The following is a 20790-nucleotide window of genomic DNA, read 5'->3' as shown; positions in this document are numbered from 1 at the left end:
ACCTCGAACACTCGTCGCCCAGAGTTCACCTTGGAGCCAGTATTGGTTCATTCGGGGTGGCGGAAACCGTCGCGTAGGAGCGGGAACGTGGGAGCGTGGGGTGGAAGGGCCGGTTTTTAGTCACATCGACAGGCCCAGGGCCCCGGAGCCCCCGAAGCAACGTAGGAGAGGGAACCCTGATGCGGGACGCGTACCACGAGGAACTTGACTCGATCGGTGACGGTCTGGTGGAGATGGCCCGGCTGACCGGGTCGGCGATCGGACGCGCCACGACGGCCATCCTGGACTCCGACCTGAAGCTGGCCGAGAGCGTCATCGAGGCCGACAAGAAGGTCGACGACCTCCAGCACGACCTCGAAGCCCGGGCCATAGCCCTGCTGGCCCGGCAGCAGCCGGTGGCGACGGACCTGCGCATCGTCGTCACGTCGCTGCGCATGTCGGCCGACCTGGAGCGCTCCGGCGACCTCGCCCAGCACGTGGCGAAGCTGGCCCGGCTGCGCTTCCCGGAGCGGGCCGTACCGCACGACCTGCACGCCACCATCCTGGAGATGGGCCAGCTCGCCCAGCGCCTGATGGCCAAGGCGGCCGAGGTCATCATCACGAAGGACGTCGACCTCGCGCTCCAGCTGGAGCAGGACGACGACGCGATGGACCTCCTCCACCGGACGCTCTTCCAGCACCTGCTGGACGACAAGTGGCAGCACGGCATCGAGACGGCGGTCGACGTGACCCTGCTCGGCCGCTACTACGAGCGCTTCGCCGACCACGCGGTCTCGGTCGCCAAGCGTGTGGTGTTCCTGGTGACGGGCGAGCACGCGGACGAACTGCAGCCGGACATCCAGCCGGTGACGGGGGCGGAGGGCGCCTAGGTCCGGGGAAGCCTCAATGCGCCGTTGATGCGCCCGGCGAAGCGGGCATCCAATGGGCACAGGCACCAGCCTCTAGGAGGACCCATGGCCGAATCCCCCGCCACCACGCCGGACCCGACGCAGGAGCGCGAGACGCAGCAGCCCGCCGAGATCAAGAGCCTCCCGCTCTTCGGCGCCTGCGGCTGCGGCTCGGGCTGCGGCTGCGGGTGCCAGTCCGGCAATCCGTGCCAGTGCGGCTGACCGCCGCCCATTCCCCGAGGGGCCTCGGTGCTACGGCGCCGGGGCCCCTCCGGCGTGTACGGCCGCCGGTGGCCCCGGACGCCGTGGAAGCGCAGCATTGGGAGGGACAGCACGAGGAGGTGTGAGGCCATGGCTCAGTACATGGACGTACATCACGGAATGAAGGGCATCACGGCCGACCAGTTGATGGAGGCCCACAAGGCGGACCTCGCCGTGGAGAAGGACGAGGGCGTCCACTTCGAGCGGGCCTGGGCGGACCCGGAGACCGGGACCGTCTACTGCCTGTCGGAGGCCCCGTCGCCCGAGGCGGTCCAGCGCGTCCACGAACGCGCCGGGCACCGGGCGGACGAGGTGCACGCGGTGCCGTACTCGATCTGAGGCAGGCGCCCTGCGGCCAGCCCCACCCACGATCGGGTGGGGCGCTCCATGGTCGCCGTGGGCGGGCGAAGGCATCGTGGAAGTCGGTCGACGACAGTTGATCGCCCGCCTGGAAGGAACACCCCATGGAATCAACCCGGTTCACGAACGCGGACGCCACCACGGTCCCCGGCGAGAACGCCCTCGCGCCGCTGCTGGCCGCGTGGGACCTGGCTCATCCCGGAGTGGGCGACCCCGAGTGGCGGCACCTGTTGGACGAGATCGCGCACCCCGGCACGACGGAGGCGTTCCAGCGGCTGGCCGGGGCCACGGCCTGAGCCGACACAGTCGGCACATCCGAGTCAACAGGTCGGTTCGGCAGGGGTGTTCGCGTCTTTGGTGCTGTTTGGGCAAAGGGTTCGACATCGACAGTTCAACAGTCTTGTCCTGTGCATGTCTCACTCGATGAGATGCGCGGAGACCACTTCGTCCGGCTGACGGCCGGGCGAACTCCGCAGCACTCAGGGGGGATTCATGCACATAGCCCGCACGAGACTGAACATGGCCGCCGCCACGGCCGCCACCGCCGGCCTCGCCGTCGCCGCGCTCGCGACCGCGCCGCTCGGCGGTGTCGCCGGCGCCGCGCCCGCCGCCGTACCGCAGACGAAGGCGATCCCGGCGATCACCGGGCACACCCTCGCGCGCGACGTGCCGACCCCGCTCTCCAGCGCGGAGTGCGAGGCCAAGTGGCGGATCGCGTGTTACAACCCGCTGCAGTACCGCACCGCGTACAACCTCAACTCGCTTTACAAGAAGGGCATTACGGGCAAGGGGCGGACGATCGTCATCGTCGACTCGTTCGGTTCGCCGACGATCCAGCACGATCTCGACACGTACAGCAGGCAGTTCGGCATCCACAGCGCCAAGGTGAATGTCGTCAAGTGGGGCAAGGTCCCGGTCTTCGACCCGACGAACGCGGACATGACCGGCTGGGCCGGCGAGACGACCCTGGACGTCGAGATGGCGCACGCGGTCGCGCCCGACGCGAAGATCGTGCTGGTGGAGACGGCGGTCGCCGAGACCGAGGGCGTCACCGGGCTGCCGGAGATGATGGACGCCGAGAAGTACCTGATCGACCACGGCGTCGGCGACGTCATCACGCAGAGCTTCGGCGCGACCGAGAACACCTTCCCCGGCTTCGACCAGGGGAACTTCTCCAGCATCAAGAAGCTGCGCTACGCCTTCGAGGCCGCCAACCGCAAGCACGTGACCGTCCTCGCCTCCTCCGGCGACGGCGGCGCCACCGACTCCACGGCGGACGGCAAGGGTTACTACGACAAGCCGGTCAACTCCTGGCCGTCCTCCGACCCGTTGGTCACGTCGATCGGCGGCACGCAGCTCCACCTGGACGACAAGGGCGACCGCGTCACCCCGGACAGCGTCTACAACGACTACGGCGCGGGCGGCGGCGGCCAGTCCCACGTGTTCGCCCGCCCGTCCTTCCAGAACGGCGTGAAGAGCGTCGTCGGCACCCAACGCGCCACCCCCGACGTCTCGATGGCCGCCGCGGTCAACGGCGGCGCGTGGACGTACTCCAGCTTCGACCCGACGGCCGTCGGCTGGGACGTCTACGGCGGCACGAGCGAGGCCAGCCCGCTCTTCTCGGGCATCATCGCCCTCGCGGACCAGGCGGCGGGGCACCGGGTCGGCGACATCAACTCGGCGCTGTACGCGCTCGCGAAGCACGGAGCCAAGGGCAACGGCATCGTCGACGTGAACGACGGCACGAACAACTCGTACGAGGGCGTGACCGGTTACACCGCGGTCAACGGCTACGACATGGCGACGGGCGTCGGCACGGTGGACGCGCTGCGGTTCGTACCGGCGCTGGCGCGGGCGAGCCGGCGCTGACCCATCCTGAGACGGCCCAGGCACAACACGCCTGGGCCGTCGGCCTGTTGACATGGTTCACATGGTTCACACGCTGATGGACTGGGCGTAGCTGACCTGGTTGAGGACGTACACGACCTGGTTGCGCGACTGCACCGGGATCATCGTGGAGTGGTGCCGGCCGCCGCTGTTCACGCCGACCTGCACGAAACCGGTGGTGACGCGTTCCTTCATCAGAAGGAACAACAGCCCGACAAAGCACAGCAGGAAGAACACGATCGCCAGCACGATCGCATGCGGCGGAATCCGCTCCTCCGTGCGTGACATGTCGGTGGCCGTCCACACCGCGCCCCTGAGCGGCATCGACCCGGCCGGGCTCACGATGGTGTCACCGTTGACCGCGATGTCCCCGAGGGTCAACAGCGGGGCGCCGAAGGCTGGTTGGGGCTGGGGCTGGGGTTGCTGCTGCGCGTACGACTGCGGTTGCGGCTGCGGCGGTACGGCTTGCGGGTAGCCGTAGGTGGGGGCCGCGGGATAGCCGTAGGCGCCCTCGGCATAGGGCCCACCGGGCGGGGCGGCATAGGGATTTTGACCGGGCTGTCCGGGCGGCTGCTCCGGAGGTGGTCCGGGGTACTGGTCGGCCATGGGTGCTCTTCCCCCCGAGAGTGCGTATGGACGCGTCCATCCTCCCGCTCGGTCACATCCCGTATCTACGTAATGACGAGAAATATCCAGGCACGGCCGCGGTCACGACGAGGACGATGCCGAAGTCGACGGCGTCGCCGCCCGTTTCCGATACCGGGCGAGCCGACGCCCGAGCGTGTAGAGGGTGCCCAGGAGCAGTACCGACGCCCCGACGACCCAGCCGATGGAGCCGCCGTCGCGGTACATCTGGATCCCCTCCGCCAGCAGCAGAACGCTGACCGGCGGACCCACCAGGTCGGCGAAGACGTCCATCCACCCCATGACTTTCGAAAGATCGTCCACGGCTTGATCGTGACAGGGGGGCGGTTCCTTGCCAAGGCTCTGTTCGCCGCCCTGCTGGGTCATCCGCGGTTGGGAGCGCTCGATCATCCCCCGGAGGATCTCGCCGTGCAGCACGCGGACACCGATCTCGGTCCCGTCCGGGCCGGCGAGGTTGTCCACCACGTAGAGGTGGAAGCGGTCGGGATTCGCCCGGGCGGCCAGGACCTGGCGGTGTTCCAGCGGCAGCGGCTCGCTGCGTGCCGAGCGGCTGAACGCCTTCACCTCGATCATGCGGGGCGCGCTGTCGACGTCGTACGGAAGGCCCGACGTGCGGACGTCCCTGGGCTCGCGGCCCGCGGCCCGTTCCAAGGCCAACACGTGGGTGATCGCGGCCTGTTCGGTCTCTCTGTTCCCCATGACGCCCCCTGAGTTCCTGCGGGGCCGTGGCGTCGGAATCGGATCGGAAGCGGATGGTGGCTACCCGCGGAAGCGGCGGGAGCGGTGCACTGGGGTCCGGTGAGGCCGGGTGGCCGTGGCGGGCCAGTGACCGGTGGGTGATGCCGCATGGGGGAGCCTAAAGATGCGGAGGAACCCGTCGGAGCGGGGGCTGGACGCCGAGAACCGCCCGGCCTCACCTTGGGCTCGGTCGGCCTCATCTCGGATTCGGCCGGGTCAGCCTCAACTCACTTGCCGGCCTTGGTCATTCCGCCCGGTCGTCCAGGTCCGGGACCAGTTCGTGGAAGCGGCGTTCGACCGGGGAGAGGTCGGTGCTGGCCAGGTCCTCCGGGCGGATCACTATGCGGAGTTCGGGGGTGAGCGCGGGGTAGCGGCGGCACGCGGTGATGAACGAGTCGACGATCAGGGCCACCAGCTGGCTGCGGTCGAGGTCGGTCACCCGGGCCAGCCCGGAGCCGATGAGCGGGACGGCGACCGGTCTGAACAGGCCGTGCACGGCGACCGAGGCCCAGAGGTTGTCCAGGCTCGTCCGCAGGTCCTCGTCACCGGACCTGGCCACCAGGTCGTTGCCGAGCCGCGAATAGGCGACCGCGAAGATCCGGCGGCCGTCGACGGGTACGGCCACGGTCGTGCCCACCGGGTAACGCACCCGCCGGCCGCGCGGCTTGGCCCGTGCGCTCTCCGTGCCGACGGCCCGCACCGTACGCAGCCCGGCCTTCAACTTCTCGTCCAGCAGGCGGCGTCGGCCGCCGAAGAGCCGGTCGACCAGCTGACTCTGCACGCTGTCGCGGCTGATGACGATGTCCTGGTCGGTCTCCGTGTCGAAGGTGTCGGTGAAACCGACCACCAGATTGCAGTCCGTCTGCTCGAACAAGTCGCCCCGGACCAGGACGACATCGGCCCGCTGACCCGGCAACGGCACCCGGTGACGCAGCAGTTCGGCACCGTGGCGGGCGCGCAGCGCGGCGCGCAGGGTGTCGAGGGTGCGTACGGCGTCGAGGTCGTCGGGGTGGTCCCGGACGATCAGCTCGGCGACCGGCAGCGCGAGGTCGGGACGGCCCAAGTCGGCCTGGACCCGCACCAGTTCACGGCGGGCGGAGTCCAACAGGGCGGTGAGCCGGCGAATGAAGGGGTCGGCGAAGTTCTCGCCGTTGACCTCGGCCAACGGCCGGCCGCGGACCAGGGTCAGCGCCTCGGCCAGCTCATGGGCGGCGGTCGCGGGCGGGGCGAGGAGGGCGGTGCCGACGACCGCCGTGAACCGCGCGCTGTCCAGTTCCCCGGCCCGCAGCACCAGCCGGTAGGCGGTCTCCGGGCCGTGCACGGTGACCTGTTGCTCGGTGCGCAGGACGCGGGCCGCGGTGCCGTCCTGGCCGGGGTCGAGAGCGCGCCGCAGTTCCAGCACGCGCTTCTGCACCTCGTTGCGATTGCGCTGGTCCAGATGGCGCGGTCCGTCCGCCAACCCCCATACGTCGCGCCGCAGTTGACGTACCGGCACGGCCTCGCCCTCGGCGGCCACCAGACGGACCAGCAGCCGGGTGGTCAGCGGTGTGAGCCGGACAGGGATTCCGTCGACGTCGAGCTGGACCGGTCCCAGCACTTTGACCTGAATGCGCACTTGTCCATCGGCCACCCGCGTCGCCCCCGCCGCGTTCCTGTATCGCCCTGCATCACTCTGCGTTACCGCTAAGTGACCAGCAGATTATCATGATGTCCTGGAGGAACCGTGTTTTCTCGATTTCTGCGGTTCTACGGCACCGGACGTGCCCGAAGGATTTTCGCGCGCAGCACGATGGTGGCGTTCGGCGGAATATCCGCGGTCCTTCAGTTCGTCGGGCAATTCTTCCCACGGAGCTTTCCCGATCCCGGCACGGTCACGGTGGTGTCGGTGGCGGCATGCCTGGTGTGGGGGCTGGGCCAGGCACGTCCGGTGCTGCGGGTGGAACAGGTGTTCCGGCGACCCGACCTGAGAGTGGTGGTCGAGGCGGGCGACGTGTTCGACCGGCCGGCGCATCTCGTCGTCGGGTTCTGCGACACCTTCGACACCGCGTCCGCCGACAGCCAGGTCATCAACTCGGCCAGTGTGCAGGGGCAGTTGCTGCTCCGACGGTACGACGGTGACGTACGGCGTCTCGACGCGGAACTGGACGCGGCGCTCGCCGGGGTCGCGCCGGTCCGGCGGGAGGACCGGGACCGCAAGCCGCTGGGGAAGCTGGACCGCTACCCGGTCGGCACGGTGGCGGTGCTGGGCGCCCGGCCGAGGCTGGTGTTCGCGGTCGCGTACAGCCGTATCGGCAACGACTGTGTGGCCGCGTCCAGCGTCGAGGACCTCTGGCTCGGCCTCGGCCGGCTGTGGGACGCGCTGCACCGGCATGCCCAACTGGAGGCGGTGGCCATGCCGTTGGTGGGATCGGGGCTGTCCCGGCTCGACCATCTCGACCAGGACAGTCTGCTGCGGCTGATCCTGATGTCGTTCATCGCGCGGTCCCGGGAGGGCGCGGTCTGCCGGGAGTTGCGGGTGGTGGTGCGGCCGGATGACCTGGAACGGATCGACATGCGGGAGGTGGGGGCGTTCCTGAGGGTGCTGGCGTCGGGGCTGGACCGCGTATAGAAGCGAAGGAGAGGGGGACGGACGCCGGAGCGTCCGTCCCCCTCTCCTTCGCTGTGATTCAGGCGAGCCGTCGGTACGCGGAGAGATTCTGGAAGTGGCGGGTATCGCGCCATTCCGGCCGGGTGTCGTCGAGTTGGCAGCCGGCCAGCCGCAACCGGGCGACGATCTTCGCGAGGGAGGACTCCGTTCCGTCGAACCGGATGACGTTGATGCCCGCCGTGTCGGCGACGTGCCGCAGCCGGCCGACCTCGACGATGACGGTCCGCTCGGGGTAGGCCATCAGCACCATGCCCAGCTCGATCAGCACGTTCTGCCTTGGCTGGCCGGTGAGTTGGGTCTCGTCGTCCCGCTCGCGGTTGCCGAGCAGATGCGGGTGGAGCTTGGCGACGTCGTCCGGGGTGAGCAGGACCAGGGCCGCCTGCGCCTGCGCCGGTGCGTTCATGACCACCTCGCCGAGGAAGGGCGAGGCCTTGCCGGTGGCGTGCACCAACTCCTCCCATTCCAGGGGCCGTAGGTCGAGCCGGCGCAGCAGTCCGAACATCGCCGCGCGCACCTCCTCGTCCCGGCCGTGCACGACGAAGACGCTGCGGCCGCGGTCGTGACCGGTGGGCGGCCGGTCCGACGGTTCCCCCGACGGCTGGTCGGAGGCCTGCGGTTCGGCGGCCGAAGTCGTCGGCGCCGCATGGTAGTTGTAGCCGAAGCCCTTGTTCTCCCTGCCGAGGATGACCTGGCTGTTGTCCCCGAACGTGTGGCTGTCGCTCCCGCTCATGACTAGTCCCCTCCCCCTCCGCCGCCGGGCGAACTGGGGCCCTGCGGACGGTAGTTGTATCCGAAGTTCTCGTTGTGACCGCCGAGGATCGCCTGCGAGTTGTCCCCGACGAGGATGTTGGTCTGCGCGCGGTCGTGGTCGGCGAGATCCACGTGGTGCTCGCCCAGGAACTGACGGATCGTCTGGAGCAGCCGGCGCTCGACGATCTGCGTGTACTTCAGGGCGTCGGTCTTCTGGAAGAAGTGGTGGTAGGTGTCGCTGGTGGCCATCTCCCGGACGCTGGTGAGCGCCCCGCAGTCCACCGACTCCTTGGCGTAGCGCCCGAGTTGGAACTCGCTGGTGTCGACCGCCGCGCTCTCTCCGGTGAACGTGATGGTGCTCCACCCGCCCCGCGCGGGCCGCACGAACCGTCGTACCCGCCTCGGCAGGAAGCGTCGGGGAACCAGCCGCAGCGGCCAGAGCGCCAGCGCCAGGCACCAGCGCGGTACGGCCTTGACCATGTCCCACGCGACCCGCACCGCCAGCCGTCCGTCGAACACGTCGGGCAGTCGGTCGACGAGGTGGAACTCCCTTACCAGCGGCCCGAGTACGTAGGTGTAGAACTCGGTGTGCAGGGTGTCGCCCTTGAGGTCGAAGCCGACGAAGATCGAGGTCACCAGCTCCTCGTTCCAGGAGCCGACGCGTATGCACAGGTACTCGCGGGCCGAGTCGTAGTCCTCACGCCAGTGGATGGCCGGGAGGTCGTCCATGCCCGGCAGCTGGGACCAACCGGTGCCCGCCGTACGGTCGTTGGTGCGGATCGCCGTCGTGTAGCGGCGCTGCTCGACGGTCAGCCCCTCGATCCGTTCGTCCCGGCGGGCCTCGTCGCGCAGTTCCGCGTCCATCCGGGCGGCGACGTACGAGGTGATGTCGTGGACGGTGAACGGCACGACGGGCTTGCGCTCCACCTCGTCGAGGTCGGCCCCGGAACCCGACCCGTTGACGTCGAAGTCCTTGCGGGCGGCGAGGCGGTTCTTCGGTGCGCCGAGCAGGAGTTGGGCGTTCGCCCAGTCGCGCAGCGGCTCCCCGGCGCCGACGAAGGGCCGGAAACCGCCGTAGAAGACGAGGCCGGTCTGGCCGGCCTGTTCGCGGTCGATCTTGCCGATCAGGGCGTCGGTGAGCTTGCCGCCGACGGGGTAGGAGCCGTCGAAGCCGCCGGCGGGGCCGGTCTCCTTCAGCCGGGTCATCAGGAGGTGCAGGGTGACGATCCGGCGCAGGTAGGCGGCGCCCCACAGCACCCAGAACATGAGCTGGGCGGCGACGAAGGCGCTCAGCGGCCCCTTGCTCATCAGCAGCAGGAGCGCTACCGCCGAGCCGGCGACAACTCCCCATTGGACACGGCGCAGTCGGCGGGCCGCGAGCGCGTGGGCGAGCACCGAGACGGCGTCGTAGCCGTACGACGGGGCGACCACTCTGAAGCGGTTCTTGAGCAACTCCCTGATGACGGCCCGGCGGTAGACGGGATCGAGGTAGGTGCCCGCGGACAGCAGGCGGGTGGCCTTGGTCCGCGCGTACACGCGGGTGACCTGCGGCGCTCCGGGCGGGCTGCCGGGAGGATAGCGGTGCGGTGCCTGTGTGCTCACGATGGTTCAGCGCTCCACTCGTGCGGGGATGGTCAGCCGACCGGGATTGCCGTGCCGTGGGTGATCACACCGTCCTCGACGGTGTAGGTGACGTTGAACGAGCGCGAAGTGCCGTCCGTCTGGAGGGCGTTGAGGACCAGCTGCACGACGGTCCCCTGCACGGACACCTGACTGACGCTGTCCTGCTGGGTGTTGGCGTAGCCCTTGGCGAACGAGTCGTAGTCGGCGTCGCCCAGGTTCTTGCCGCCGAGGTCCCAAGCCTTCTGGTAGTCACGGTTGTTGATCGCCGCGAAGTAGTCGGTGACGACCGCTTCCGGCTCCGCCGCCGCGGTGGCCGTCTCCTCCGTCGGCTCACCGAAGGAGCTCCCTCCCCCGGCGTCCCCGGTCTCCGTGGCGACCGGGTCGGAGGCGCTGTACGGGTCCGGCGTGGCGGACTGGGTGTACGCGTACGACGCGGTGGGCGGGGTCCACGGCTGAGCCTGCGCTCCGGCGCCGCCGGTCGAGAAGGACCCGTCGACCAGCCCCAGCAGCAGAACGAGCAACAGGGGCACCCCGATGACGGTGAGCCCCCAGGTGCGGGCAGCCCCGGCGGGCGGTATCAGCCCGCCGGCGCGGTAGGGGGCCGGGGGGTTGGGTGCGGTGAGGGTGGGCGGGAGGTTCGGTGCGGCGGGGGTGGACGGCGGTGGTGGTGGTCCGAGGTCGTTCATGGGACGCTCCGACGGGATGGGCGGGATGGGCGGCAGGGAAGGGTCGGCGGGAGAACCCACCGATCGGGGTCGGCGGGAAAACCCGCACAAAAGGCTGATTGACCCCTTGCATGCCACCAGTACCGGCGCTTCCGCCACCAGGGTCGATCCGCTTCCGATGCGCTTCCGGGGGCTTCACCGGGACTTCTCCCCGCGCCTTCCGGGCGCGCTGTCCCGGTTCCGTCTCCTGGCGCCGTGTCCCGCGCAGCGCAAAGCTCCTCGCCGGAGGGAATCCGGGGGTGGGGATGCCTTGTCAGGAGGGGAGGCGCCCTTGGCCGACGTCGAGCGACCTCGGGCGGCCCGGGGATGGCCCGGGGATGGCCCGGACATGGGTCACGTGAACGGCATCAGCCGGCGGAGGCAGCCCGCCACGCCGCGGTGACGCATCCCTCTTCCATGTCCCACCACTCCTTGGCCACACCGTGGTTGAGCAGCCGTTGCACCTCGGCGAGATCGGCGGTGGGCGGGACGTCCAGGGCGACCATGCCGAACTTCTCCATCCCCTCGCAGCAGACTCCGATTTCGCGAAACGCGTTGATCACGCTCTGCCGTGCGGTGCCGTCGCCCTGGTCGGCCGCCCACAGGCTCTCCACCGACGCCGGGGGCCACTCGTCCTCGATCTCAAGCCGGAAGTGCACCTTCACATACGGGCCCTCGGGGTTCGTCACGGTTCCCAGGATGCAGAACCCTGACGCGCCGGCCGCAGGTGGGTGACGCATGACGTCTGCTCACCACAGGCCTCCGCCACGGTTGGGAAGCGGGCGTTGGCTGCGGCTGGGGCAATCCCTGAGCGGAAGCCTGGTGAGTCGTGCGCCGAATCCCGCGAGAACGGCATGCACGCCCTCCGTCACTTCTACGCCTCGGTGCTCCTGGAAGCCGTAGCCGCCGTCTTCGACGCCACCAAAACGATGCGACATGACGGCTGACGGCTCGTACGCTCCGAACCGGAGAGGGGCGGGGAGAGCCTTGGCAGACGAGTACTTCTTGCTGGTGTGCGACGACGTGCCTCATGACGTGGTACTCACCGGCCCCGGTGTCCGCGTGCTGGACGTTGTCCAGGTCGTGCGTCGGCTGAAGGGGCTGAGCCTCTGGCGCAGCAAGGTTCTGGTGACGCAGGTTCCCGCCGTGATTCTCGCCGGCGTCCCCGAGGAAGACGCGGCGGCAGCCGTCTCGGTCCTCCGCGATGCGGGAGCACAGGCCGAGACGAGAGAACAGCCGGAGCCGGACTTCCTGAGGCACTGAACACGGCCCGAGCAACTGAATGACGGTCCAGAGACGGTCCCAGCACAGCATCAAGGCCCCTAGCAGCGGACAAACCGCAGCTAGGGGCCTTGGTCGTTCAGACCTACTTCTTCTTGCCCTGGGTCTGGCGGGCCCGTTTTTCGACCCTGGTCAGAGGGGTGTTCACCCTTACTGACCTGCGTTCGGGGGGCTGTTGGTGGTCGTCACTGGTCGTCCCCGGTCGACCTCGGAGGGCCCAGAGAGGGCCCGGCGCTGTCGCCACAAACCCTCAACCACGAAGAGGAGCAGCCTCCCCTCACGCAAGCACTTCACCTCTGCCGAGCCGACTGGAAACGCGTGGTGGAAGCGGCCCCCTTGGCCTCCGGAGGCAATACCGCTCGCGTCTCACGCGAAAACAACGCATTACGACTTGTTCGATCTTGATCCAGGGACGTCCGTACTCATATGCGAAATTGCTCGCCTCGCTGGTCAGAGGCGGGCTCGCACTGCGCTGAACGACGACGGACAGCCCTGGATCGAGCACCGATCGAGACCACAACTGAGACCGGTGCAACGACATGAAGGGCTTCCTGGGTCTATAGGCTCCAAACTCGATCCAGCGCGTCGGTCGCAAGGAAATCCGACCGTTCCTCAATCTGAGCATCAGACGGAAACTCGTTGGCGCTCGCTTCCCACGTGGCGAGTTTCGGATCGAAATACGCCCTTCCCTTCTTGAGCTCCCCAATCTTGGACGACAATGGAGCGTCCCCAAGGGAACTATTAAGGCGATTGGTGAGTAGCGTCAGGTTGCCTATCGAGTAGACCGGATCTTCGTAACTCGCCGAGGCCATCGACTGAGGTTTGATGTGCTCAATTGACCACGTCGTGAGGTTCTGACCCGCCGGCAGCAATCCTTCCAACTTCGCGAACGACATCAGCACGTAAGCGATGAAAATCTTACGAGATCGAAGCTTCTGTGCCTGAGTCAGCTGAAGCGAGGGAGCATAAAACAAAGAGCAAAACGCTTGGAAAGATTTCGCGCGAGCGGGCAGACTTGTACGAAGTTTTTCTTTCAAATCCTTGATAGCCAAAGCCACATCATTGGCAGACTTTGCACCCTCCAAGCGAACAGCGAAGCGATTATATCGACCTCGAGTACCACCAGTCGAACCGCTATTCGTTAGTGCAGTCCATTGGAAATGGAAAGATTCAACGAGCCTCAAAACTTCGATGACCTGCGCCTGCTTGATCAATCCCGTTTCTCGGAATTTACGAACTACGGCGAGGACTGTCGAGTTCGCTACAGAGACATTGAAGATCGCAAGTGCGCGAACACTGTCAACAAATTCCGGGACGGCGAAGGCATTGCGTACGCCACGAGTCTTCGGCTGGACCTGTACATGCTCAGCCTCTAGCCACTGATAGGTTTCCGCATCTCGTTCAAGTTCCTGCAGATAGGAGAGGTGCGCGGCGGGACTGACGCCCACGAGGCGGCTAATCTCCTTGAACAGTTCAGGCTCCTTCACCGCCTCACGTCGCGAGTTCCAGGACTGCCAGATAAATCTGTCGACCACATCCGGGCTCACCCGACCTAGTTGCACACTGTCGACGAGTCGGTCCCAACGATCCGCGACCGCTTGCCGATCTTCTGCGTCTGCGGCACCACCTCGGATCAGAAGGTTCTTAACGAGGTCTGATAGCCTCAAGTCTGCGCCACGTGTATTCAACGTCTCGAAGACCAGAAAGCCGTCTTCCTCAGACGCCAACTCAACTTGGATTACACGCGCCTTCAAGGCATTTGACCGAATCGACTTAAGGCGCTCGACTTGCCCATCCGGCGTCAAGTCTTTTATGGCGGCAATAACCTTCGCTTCAAAGAAGGATCGAGCCTCTCCGATCCGCTCCGCGCTCCCGTTCCACTTCGCTCCAGATGGAATGGCATTCGGGTTCTGGATGATTTCGTAGAACATATTCTCAGGCCGACGCAAAACCGGATGACTCTTGCCATCATCGTCTTTGGTCATCAGATACTTCTGAGTAGTGAGCGCCTGACTAGTAGCTACACTCGTATCGAAATCATCGACTTCAGTGTATTTAGTAACCACTTCGTTAAACGCGTCACGAACAACGGATAGAAGAATTGCGCTCGTGGTCAGCCTCTGTTGACCGTCGATGATTGAGTACGTATCGTTGAAGAGATCCCGCTTCTCACTTACCCACGTTACTGTGGATCCAAAGAAGAAATCGCCCTTCGCCAAGACGACATCGTCCCAAAAGTCGCTGAGTTGCTCCTGTGACCAACTATAAGGCCGCTGAAAATTGGGAACCTCGTACAGGCACTGTTGGAAACAAGTCTGGATGGTCTTTGTCTGGCTCTCGATCGGAATCAGTTCATTGCTCGAAGTAGCCTCGGACATCCCAGACCCCCACGCCTTGTCACGAATTACGTCGACTTGAACAGTAGCGCAAGCCCGAGGGCTCGCGCATGGCCTGCGTGAAGGCTCAACACTTAGTACGGCATGCCCAGCGGGACTACCTAGCGTAGTCAGGCTCGGCACAGCTGCCCTGTGGCCTAAAAGAGCATTTCGTCCCGTGAATTCGTTATGCTGCCGGACGCAGCAGCATCCGGGGCGCCAGCAGATGACACTGACTAAAATCGCGGAACCGACCCGCCCCTCACCCCCACAAGCTGACCTCTTTCGAGGTCTGTTCGTGCTGGTCAGAGGATGAGGCGGAGCGAACAGGACCCCATCAGGTACGTTGCGTCGCGTCCGGGATGAGTCGACTCGTGAATCCCTGGTCACGTAGGCGCTCGTACGCGGCCACGACGGTATCCGGCACAGCCTGCTCGATGGCCAGGCCCCAGCCGGGGAAGATGAGCACTCGTTGCAGGGCTCCGACGATCATGTCGATCACCATGCGAGCGTCTCCGATAGAGTCCGCGTACTCCTCCAAGCCCATCGGCGTGGACGCGCATACGACTTCGATCTCGGGCCAGAGCTTCCGCATCATGGCGTACGAGCGCCGTTCTTCATACGGCTTGCTCACGAGCAGGACAGACGAGACCGGGACGCCGGCCTCTGCCAGCACCTCTTTCGCGAACTCGATGTTCTCGCCAGTGTTCGTGGCGCGCGGTTCCAGGAGCACGGCGGGCTCCGGCACCCCGAGTTGCAACGCCCGCTCTCGGTAGTGGACAGCCTCGCCACGCGGCATGCGTGCTCGGGTCGTTGGGCTGGTCGCCCCGGTGAACACGATCACTGGCGCCATGCCCTGGTGATACAGCTCCGCAGTCACGTCAGCCACGCCGAGGTCGTGACTGCCCAATCCGACAGCCACGGAGCAGGGCCGTGGTGTGTGGTGCATGCGGTGGTAGTCCCACAAAAGTCGGGCATCCGCCCATGCCTGCGCAGGGATCACTTGCTCTCACCCTCTGTCTTCGCCGAGTCGGGAACTTTGAAGTCGTACGACCATGCGAACCGCGTCGCCGCATGCACCCCGATGGCGAACTCAACTACGGTCCCATCCGCCGTGTACGTGGTGCGGTGCAGCTCCACCACCCATTCACCCGGAGCGAGTTGGAGTAGCTGAGCCTCTTCCGCCGTAGGTACCCGCGCGAAGAGTTCCTCGGTCATGTGGTCGATCTCGTATCCGGCGTCGTACAGGACACGGAACCCGCCGCCTCGCCCGGCAGGGCCCGGGGTCGGGTCGACGATGCGGGTTCCTTCTACGTGTTCGGGCCGGTAGTAGCTGGTCAGGGTGTGGGTCGGCTGCGTGCCCTCTTTCACCACTCGCGCCCGTGCGTAGACATCGGCCCCCTCGGGCACGCCGTGAGCTGCGGCCACGGCTGGCGACGCTTTGACTCGGCTGACCGTCTGGGTCTGCTCGTTCCGGCGGTACGAGCGCCCGGACGCCACGCGGTCCGCGATGAACGCGACCTCATCACCGTCCCGCCACTTCGCCTTGTCGTATCGCGCGATGCCGAGCCGTTTGAGCGGCTGTTGCTGGCGCACCACGGTGCCGTGGCCACGCGAGGACGTCACCAGTCCCTGGGCTTCCAGCTCCTTGTACGCCTTATGAACGGTGTCCTTTGACCCTTCGCCGGCCGCGACCAGGTCTCTGATCTGGGGCAACTGGGCGCCGGGCTTGATCTCGCCGCTCCTGATCTGCTCCGCGAACCTGTCCGCCAGTTCGCGCCACTTCGGTGCCACGCAGACCTCCTTTCGACGCGTCCCAGTGAAGCACAGTCCTAGGACTGTTGACAGTCCCAGGACTGCGGTGCATTCTCTTCCTAGGTCGCTCGCAGTCCTAGGACAGCGAGCGGAAGAGCCCTTCCTTGGGCTGCTTCAAACTGCACCACCGCAGAGCGCCCGGCGGGTCTCGTGAGGACGAGAAACCCCTCTGAACAGGGGTTACCGCGCTTGCTGGGGAGGATCTGTTCTTTGACAACTCAACAGAGTGTTTGAGGTAGCCGCTCCACCTCTGCAAGCCAAGAGGGCGGCGTGTGCGGGTTCTGTCCCGTGCGCGGTACAGCGCAACCCGACCTTTCCGCAGCTCATGTGCTGCGGGCCGGTTGCCTCCGCTGCTCGTCTCGTACGAGCGGCGCTGAGGGGAGCCGGACACCCGACTTCAACGGCGCGCGCCCCCGGAGCTGTCACTCCGGGGGCGCTGTTCGGGCCGTTCACCTGTGGAAGGACACACGACCCAATGGACCACATCGTCACTGTTCAGGATGTTGTTACCGCGTTCGCCGACTTCATGGAGCCGACGGGTGCCGAGTTGGACGCGATCGAGCTGGAGATGCCCGCGATCCTGGCGGACGTTGACCTGTTGGACGCGCAGATCATCACGATGGACCGGACCCCCACCGAGTTGGACGTGCGGCGTGTCCGCCGGGCCCGGCGCCGGCTGTTGACCGCGCTGGCGGGTCAGGCCGTGACGGTGCACCGGGGCGGTGCGGCGTGAGCGGACAGAACGCCGTGCGGGAGTTCACCGCGCAGATGTCCGTCCGTGAGGGCCGTTGGCGCCTGTACGTGGTCCTGCTGAATACCGCCGAGCGGTGGCCGGAGCACGCGTTCAGCTCCAGGCAGGGGCCCAAGGTTCCGACGCTCACCGCCCGCTCGCAGGCGCTCAGTGTGCTCGGCTTCGAGCCGCTGCCGGGCGCTGAGTGGGAGTGGAGCGAGGACAGCGAGACCCCGGATGACCCCGCCTCCCCGGTGATCCTGATCGCCGCGATCCGGGTGCGTTCATGGTCGGGGGTGGGGGCGTGAACGCCGCTCACATCCGTTCAGCGGAGCGGGCGTTGTCGGCTGGCACGTGGCTGATCGTGGCGGGCGCGATGCTCTACTCGATCCTCACTGTCACCCCGCTCGCCTCCGCTCACACCCCCGCGAAGTGGGCGTGGACGGCGCCGATTCTGCCGCTGGTGGTGGATGCGGCCGTGGTCATCGTGGTCCGCCTGGACGCGGTGCTCGCCCGGCTCGGGGGCAACGGCGGACGGTGGCCCATCGCTCTGCGGTGGATGACCGGCTGCATGACCCTTGCCCTCAACGTCGCCGACTCAGCGTTGAAGAACGACCTGGTGGGCGTGGCCGTGCACGCGGTCGCACCCCTGCTTTTGATCGTCACGGCAGAGACCGGACTCGCCTACCGGCGCGCCATCACCGCCGCCGTGGTCGCATTGGAAGCCAAGCAGCAAGCCGAGCGGGAAGCCCGTGAACGCGCCGCGACCGAGCGGCGTGACGAGTCCGCGCGGCGGGCCCGTGAGGAACGCGAGCACGCGGCGGCACTGACCCGTGAACAGCGTGAGCACGAAGCCCGCATGGCCCGTGAACAAGCCGAGCGGGAAGCCTCCGCACGGCGCGACGAACGGGAGCGGGAAGAGTCCCGTGAGCGCGCCGAGCGCGAGCAGCGTGAACGTGCGGACCGTGAGCGTGAACAGCGTGAGCGGGAGCGTGAACGCCGTGAACAAGAGGCCGCCGAACGCACGGAACGCGAGCAGCGCGAGCGCGTTGAGCGGGAGCGCCGTGAACAGAGCGAGCGGGAGGAGCAGGCCGCGCGTGAACGCGCCGCACTGCTCTCCGCCGGTCCTGCCACGGAGAAGCTCTCGGAGGAGGACGCCCGCGCGATCGTGGCCGCCGCGCACGCGGAGGGCATGTCGGTGCGGACGGCTGCGGAGTTGTGCGGCTGGTCGGTGGGCTGGGTCTCGACCCGCTACGCCGAACTGCGCGGCCCGGTCAACGGTGTTCCGGTTGATCTCGCCGGTTCGGGCCGCTGATGACCACCGCGCCCGTGAGTGGGTCGCTGCCGGTGTACCGGTGGCGGTTGGCTCCTGAGGGTCTGGCCACCCGCCGGCAGCTCCGTGCGAAGGGGCTGCGTCCGGGCGGTCAGGACGTGGTCGCCGAACTCCAGCGTCCGCGCCGGCGGCGGGGTCCGCTGGTCGCCTACCTCTACCGCGTCGACCGCGCCAAGCCCGTCCGCCCGATGACCCCCGGCCGGTGGGCCGCGCTCGCCAGGGCGAACCGCGCCCGGCGGATCTGCGCCGAGTGCCGGCGTGATGCCGGATACGTCATCCCCACCTCGCTCGGCGCGTGCGTGCCGTGCGCCGACTCCGACTCCAACTGACTTGAGGGAGAGCCCTGATGGCACACCGTGACCCGCCGGGGATCATCGCCCCGCACATTCCCGCCGACGTCTACCGCCGCGCCGAAGCCACCGGACAGCCCGTCGTCGTCATTGTCCACACCACCGACCAGAGCGGGCGCCCGCTGGGCCACTACCTGTTCCCGCTCGTCATCGCGGGGGCCGCCGCCATGGGCTGTTGGGGACTGGTCGCCGCGCTGTGCGCGCTGATGGACACCGCCGCCCACGCGGTCACCGTCATCGCCCAGACCACCGGCCCCATCAGCGTCGGCGGCATCACCCTCAAGCTCACCCGCCCCAAGCACTGAACCGCTTCCGCCCGCCCCCCAACGGGCGGAAGCCGTAGGCGGCCCGTAGGGCGTCCGGCCCCCCTCGCGTGTGGGTCGACACCCCCCGAAGCCTGTTCGGCCGCGACAGGCCCCGTAGCGACGCTCCGTGAGGGAAGTTTCCGTCCTCGCGCGCACGCACGTAGAGGGGCTGTCAAGAAACCAGGAAACCGGAAACCCGCTAACTCCGCGTAACCGCATGTGTGGTGACGGGCCGTCGCAGGGCCCGTCACCACCGACCCACCCATCCCTGAAACGAGGACTCCGTGAGCCACACGTCAGTCTGGCGGACGCACCGCCAGTACGCAGCAACCGCCGCCCGCTGGACGGCCGATCACTGGCGCAAGGAAGCCGACCGCCGCCGCGCTCTGCGCGCCGACCGCAAGCCCCTGGTGCGTGACGCACGGCGGGCGCTCGCCACCGCCCGCGCCATCGACCCCGAGGGCATCACCCCCATCCGCCACCGCGCGGAACGCGAACTGCGCCACGCCAAGCGCCGCGTGCCCGACCCGCTGTGGCTGTTCGCGTCCAAGACCACCATCGGCGCGGCCGTCGCTGGATACATCTGGCTGCCGACCGTCCCGGTCCGGGTGTGGCTGTGGTCGGCCGTCGCCGTGGCGATCGCCGTCACGGCCGCGATCGTGTGGGCGATCCTGCGCGACCGCAGCGACGACGGGCTCAAGCCCAACGCGGAAGAGGCCGCGCTGCTCAAGCGACTTGCCCCGCAGCACTGGAAGGAGCACGCCGAACAGCGCGGTCTCGCCGGCACGTTGACCGGACAGCCGAAGCTGACCGAGTCGGGCATTGTGTGCGCGATCCGGCTCGATGGTCAGTGGACGCCGGGCAAGCTGCGTGCCGCTGAGGACCACGTGCGGGCGCTGCTCGGGGCGCGTACGGATCTGCGGATGCAGATCAAGGCGGGCAGGCGCGGCGGGTGGGCGGAACTCATCCTGCGCACCCGCAGCGCGGCCGATGGTGACGACCTGGTGTGGACGCCTGAGCGGCGCTCGCTCGGGGTCGACACGGTGACCGGGGAGGCGGTGACGGTGCCGCTCGGGGAACGGCTGCTGATCGCCGGACGCTCCGGCGCCGGCAAGTCGGTCGCCTCCCGCCCGCTGCTCTTCGACGCCTCCGAGGGCGCCACGAACGCGCTCGCCATCATCGATCTCAAGCGCGTGGAGGGCCGGTTGTGGGACCACCGCGCCCGCGTCGCCTCCACCCCGCATGACGTCATCGACCTGGTCGACGAGCTGGAGACGGAGATGCTGGAACGCCTCGCCATCCTCCCCAAGGGCCAGGACACCTGGACCCCCACACCGGAGCGGCCCCGCATCACCATCGTCGTCGACGAAGGCGCCGAAGTCATGACCGCCGCCGACAAGCTGCCCTACGAGACCGAAACCGGTGACGGCAAGACCCGCACCGTGAACCGGTCGGCCCTGCCGGGGCTGGAGTCCATCGCGCGCATGGGTCGCGCGGCATGCGTCGACCTGTGGTGGATGACCCAGAAGCCCACCATCGGCGACGGCATCCCCAAGCAGATCGCCCCGCAGATCGGCGTCTCCATCTGCCTCTCCGTACGCACCCCCGCCGAAGCCCGCGTCGTGCTCGGGGAGGACGCGCAGGCCAAGGGCTGGAACGCGGACGAACTCCCCGTCCCTGGCGTGGCGTTGATCCGCGACGGCAAGCGCAAGCCCGACCCCGTCAAGGTCCGCTACATGGACAAGGCCGTCGTCATCGCCCTGCCCGACCGCACCCCCTGGTCCCGCACCAACACTCCCGCGGTGGCGACCGTAGCCGCGCCGGTGCTCACGCTCGTCAAGGACACGGCGGCGGACGCGCCCGCCACAATCAGCGCCGTTGCCCGTGTCCTCAAGGCCATCGAGACCGCCGACGAACCGGTCCGACAGAAGGACTTGGCCACGCTCACGGGCCTGTCCAAGGGCTCCGTGTCCAAGGCCGTCAAGACCCTCACGACCGGCGGCATGGCCATCCGCGCTCTGGACGGCCGGCTCACCGCCACATGCCGCGACGACACCGCCGCCGCCTGACCACTCCCACGCACGACAACGGCGGCCCCC

The 20790-nt window shown here is 67.7% G+C and carries 23 protein-coding genes; 13 read left to right on the top strand and 10 right to left on the bottom strand.

Features of this window, described 5'->3' with window-relative positions; all coding sequences use genetic code 11:
• The first annotated feature begins 179 nt into the window (after positions 1-179).
• The 5 genes from phoU (at position 180) to OG226_RS27740 (ending at position 3377) form a co-directional block, all read left to right on the top strand.
• Complete coding sequence (phoU, locus tag OG226_RS27760) at positions 180-869, top strand: phosphate signaling complex protein PhoU (RefSeq protein ID WP_328682205.1); 690 nt, start codon at positions 180-182, stop codon at positions 867-869.
• Between the two features lie 84 nt (positions 870-953).
• Entirely contained in the window at positions 954-1109 is a 156-nt protein-coding gene (locus tag OG226_RS27755) for a hypothetical protein (protein WP_019062518.1), read from the top strand.
• A 129-nt stretch (positions 1110-1238) separates the two neighbouring features.
• Positions 1239-1487, top strand: a complete 249-nt coding sequence (locus OG226_RS27750) for an SCO4226 family nickel-binding protein (protein WP_327403109.1) — start codon at positions 1239-1241, stop codon at positions 1485-1487.
• Between the two features lie 125 nt (positions 1488-1612).
• Complete coding sequence (locus OG226_RS27745; protein ID WP_329350359.1) at positions 1613-1804, top strand: hypothetical protein; 192 nt, start codon at positions 1613-1615, stop codon at positions 1802-1804.
• Between the two features lie 196 nt (positions 1805-2000).
• On the top strand, positions 2001-3377 hold the full coding sequence (locus tag OG226_RS27740) for a S53 family peptidase (protein WP_329350357.1): 1377 nt from the start codon (positions 2001-2003) through the stop codon (positions 3375-3377).
• Positions 3378-3443: 66 nt separating this feature from the next.
• Here the strand turns inward: OG226_RS27740 and OG226_RS27735 are convergent, their stop codons facing one another.
• From OG226_RS27735 to OG226_RS27725, 3 genes are all read right to left on the bottom strand, one after another.
• Positions 3444-4001: a hypothetical protein gene (locus tag OG226_RS27735; RefSeq protein WP_328682201.1), complete on the bottom strand. Its 558-nt coding sequence runs from the start codon at positions 3999-4001 to the stop codon at positions 3444-3446.
• A gap of 102 nt (positions 4002-4103) precedes the next feature.
• Positions 4104-4739, bottom strand: a complete 636-nt coding sequence (locus tag OG226_RS27730; protein ID WP_328682200.1) for a DUF3883 domain-containing protein — start codon at positions 4737-4739, stop codon at positions 4104-4106.
• A gap of 283 nt (positions 4740-5022) precedes the next feature.
• Positions 5023-6393 carry a macro domain-containing protein gene (locus tag OG226_RS27725; RefSeq protein WP_328682199.1) on the bottom strand — a complete coding sequence of 457 codons (1371 nt, stop codon included), beginning with the start codon at positions 6391-6393 and terminating at the stop codon, positions 5023-5025.
• Positions 6394-6501: 108 nt separating this feature from the next.
• On the opposite strand from OG226_RS27725, the gene OG226_RS27720 reads away from it, so the two are divergent.
• Positions 6502-7386, top strand: coding sequence for a macro domain-containing protein (locus tag OG226_RS27720; RefSeq protein ID WP_329350355.1), 885 nt, complete (start codon positions 6502-6504; stop codon positions 7384-7386).
• Positions 7387-7444: 58 nt separating this feature from the next.
• Here the strand turns inward: OG226_RS27720 and OG226_RS27715 are convergent, their stop codons facing one another.
• The 4 genes from OG226_RS27715 to OG226_RS27700 form a co-directional block, all read right to left on the bottom strand.
• Positions 7445-8155: a nucleotide-binding protein gene (locus OG226_RS27715; protein WP_329350353.1), complete on the bottom strand. Its 711-nt coding sequence runs from the start codon at positions 8153-8155 to the stop codon at positions 7445-7447.
• Between the two features lie 2 nt (positions 8156-8157).
• Positions 8158-9777 carry a hypothetical protein gene (locus OG226_RS27710; protein WP_329350351.1) on the bottom strand — a complete coding sequence of 540 codons (1620 nt, stop codon included), beginning with the start codon at positions 9775-9777 and terminating at the stop codon, positions 8158-8160.
• A 32-nt stretch (positions 9778-9809) separates the two neighbouring features.
• Complete coding sequence (locus OG226_RS27705) at positions 9810-10484, bottom strand: hypothetical protein (protein ID WP_329350349.1); 675 nt, start codon at positions 10482-10484, stop codon at positions 9810-9812.
• Positions 10485-10870: 386 nt separating this feature from the next.
• Entirely contained in the window at positions 10871-11191 is a 321-nt protein-coding gene (locus OG226_RS27700; protein WP_329350347.1) for a DUF4265 domain-containing protein, read from the bottom strand.
• Positions 11192-11489: 298 nt separating this feature from the next.
• Here OG226_RS27700 and OG226_RS27695 point away from each other — a divergent pair, with 298 nt between their 5' ends.
• Positions 11490-11765, top strand: coding sequence for a ribosomal protein L7/L12 (locus OG226_RS27695; protein WP_329350345.1), 276 nt, complete (start codon positions 11490-11492; stop codon positions 11763-11765).
• Positions 11766-12340: 575 nt separating this feature from the next.
• Here OG226_RS27695 and OG226_RS27690 read toward each other — a convergent pair.
• From OG226_RS27690 to OG226_RS27680, 3 genes are all read right to left on the bottom strand, one after another.
• Positions 12341-14161, bottom strand: a complete 1821-nt coding sequence (locus tag OG226_RS27690; RefSeq protein WP_329350343.1) for a DUF262 domain-containing protein — start codon at positions 14159-14161, stop codon at positions 12341-12343.
• Between the two features lie 334 nt (positions 14162-14495).
• Positions 14496-15161 carry a YdcF family protein gene (locus tag OG226_RS27685; protein WP_329350341.1) on the bottom strand — a complete coding sequence of 222 codons (666 nt, stop codon included), beginning with the start codon at positions 15159-15161 and terminating at the stop codon, positions 14496-14498.
• Positions 15158-15952 carry a GntR family transcriptional regulator gene (locus tag OG226_RS27680; protein WP_329350339.1) on the bottom strand — a complete coding sequence of 265 codons (795 nt, stop codon included), beginning with the start codon at positions 15950-15952 and terminating at the stop codon, positions 15158-15160. The genes OG226_RS27685 and OG226_RS27680 overlap by 4 nt, the downstream gene beginning before the upstream one ends.
• A 496-nt stretch (positions 15953-16448) precedes the next feature.
• Between OG226_RS27680 and OG226_RS27675 the strand changes: the two genes are divergently transcribed.
• From OG226_RS27675 to OG226_RS27650, 6 genes are all read left to right on the top strand, one after another.
• Positions 16449-16706, top strand: coding sequence for a DUF6284 family protein (locus OG226_RS27675; RefSeq protein WP_329350337.1), 258 nt, complete (start codon positions 16449-16451; stop codon positions 16704-16706).
• On the top strand, positions 16703-17011 hold the full coding sequence (locus OG226_RS27670) for a DUF6303 family protein (protein ID WP_443066912.1): 309 nt from the start codon (positions 16703-16705) through the stop codon (positions 17009-17011). Before OG226_RS27675 ends, OG226_RS27670 begins: the two co-directional genes overlap by 4 nt.
• Positions 17008-18018, top strand: a complete 1011-nt coding sequence (locus OG226_RS27665) for a DUF2637 domain-containing protein (protein ID WP_329350335.1) — start codon at positions 17008-17010, stop codon at positions 18016-18018. Before OG226_RS27670 ends, OG226_RS27665 begins: the two co-directional genes overlap by 4 nt.
• A complete protein-coding gene (locus OG226_RS27660; RefSeq protein WP_329350333.1) occupies positions 18018-18365 on the top strand; it encodes an RRQRL motif-containing zinc-binding protein in 348 nt (115 codons plus the stop codon). The genes OG226_RS27665 and OG226_RS27660 overlap by 1 nt, the downstream gene beginning before the upstream one ends.
• 17 nt (positions 18366-18382) lie before the next feature.
• Positions 18383-18691: a hypothetical protein gene (locus OG226_RS27655; RefSeq protein ID WP_329350331.1), complete on the top strand. Its 309-nt coding sequence runs from the start codon at positions 18383-18385 to the stop codon at positions 18689-18691.
• A 284-nt stretch (positions 18692-18975) separates the two neighbouring features.
• Entirely contained in the window at positions 18976-20760 is a 1785-nt protein-coding gene (locus tag OG226_RS27650; protein WP_329350329.1) for a MarR family transcriptional regulator, read from the top strand.
• Positions 20761-20790 lie beyond the last annotated feature (30 nt).

The sequence above is a fragment of the Streptomyces sp. NBC_01261 genome, assembly GCF_036226385.1.
In the GTDB taxonomy this organism is placed as follows: Bacteria; Actinomycetota; Actinomycetes; order Streptomycetales; family Streptomycetaceae; genus Streptomyces.
The sequence above is the reverse complement of the archived record's forward strand: the minus strand, read 5'-3'. Positions and strand labels throughout refer to the sequence as shown.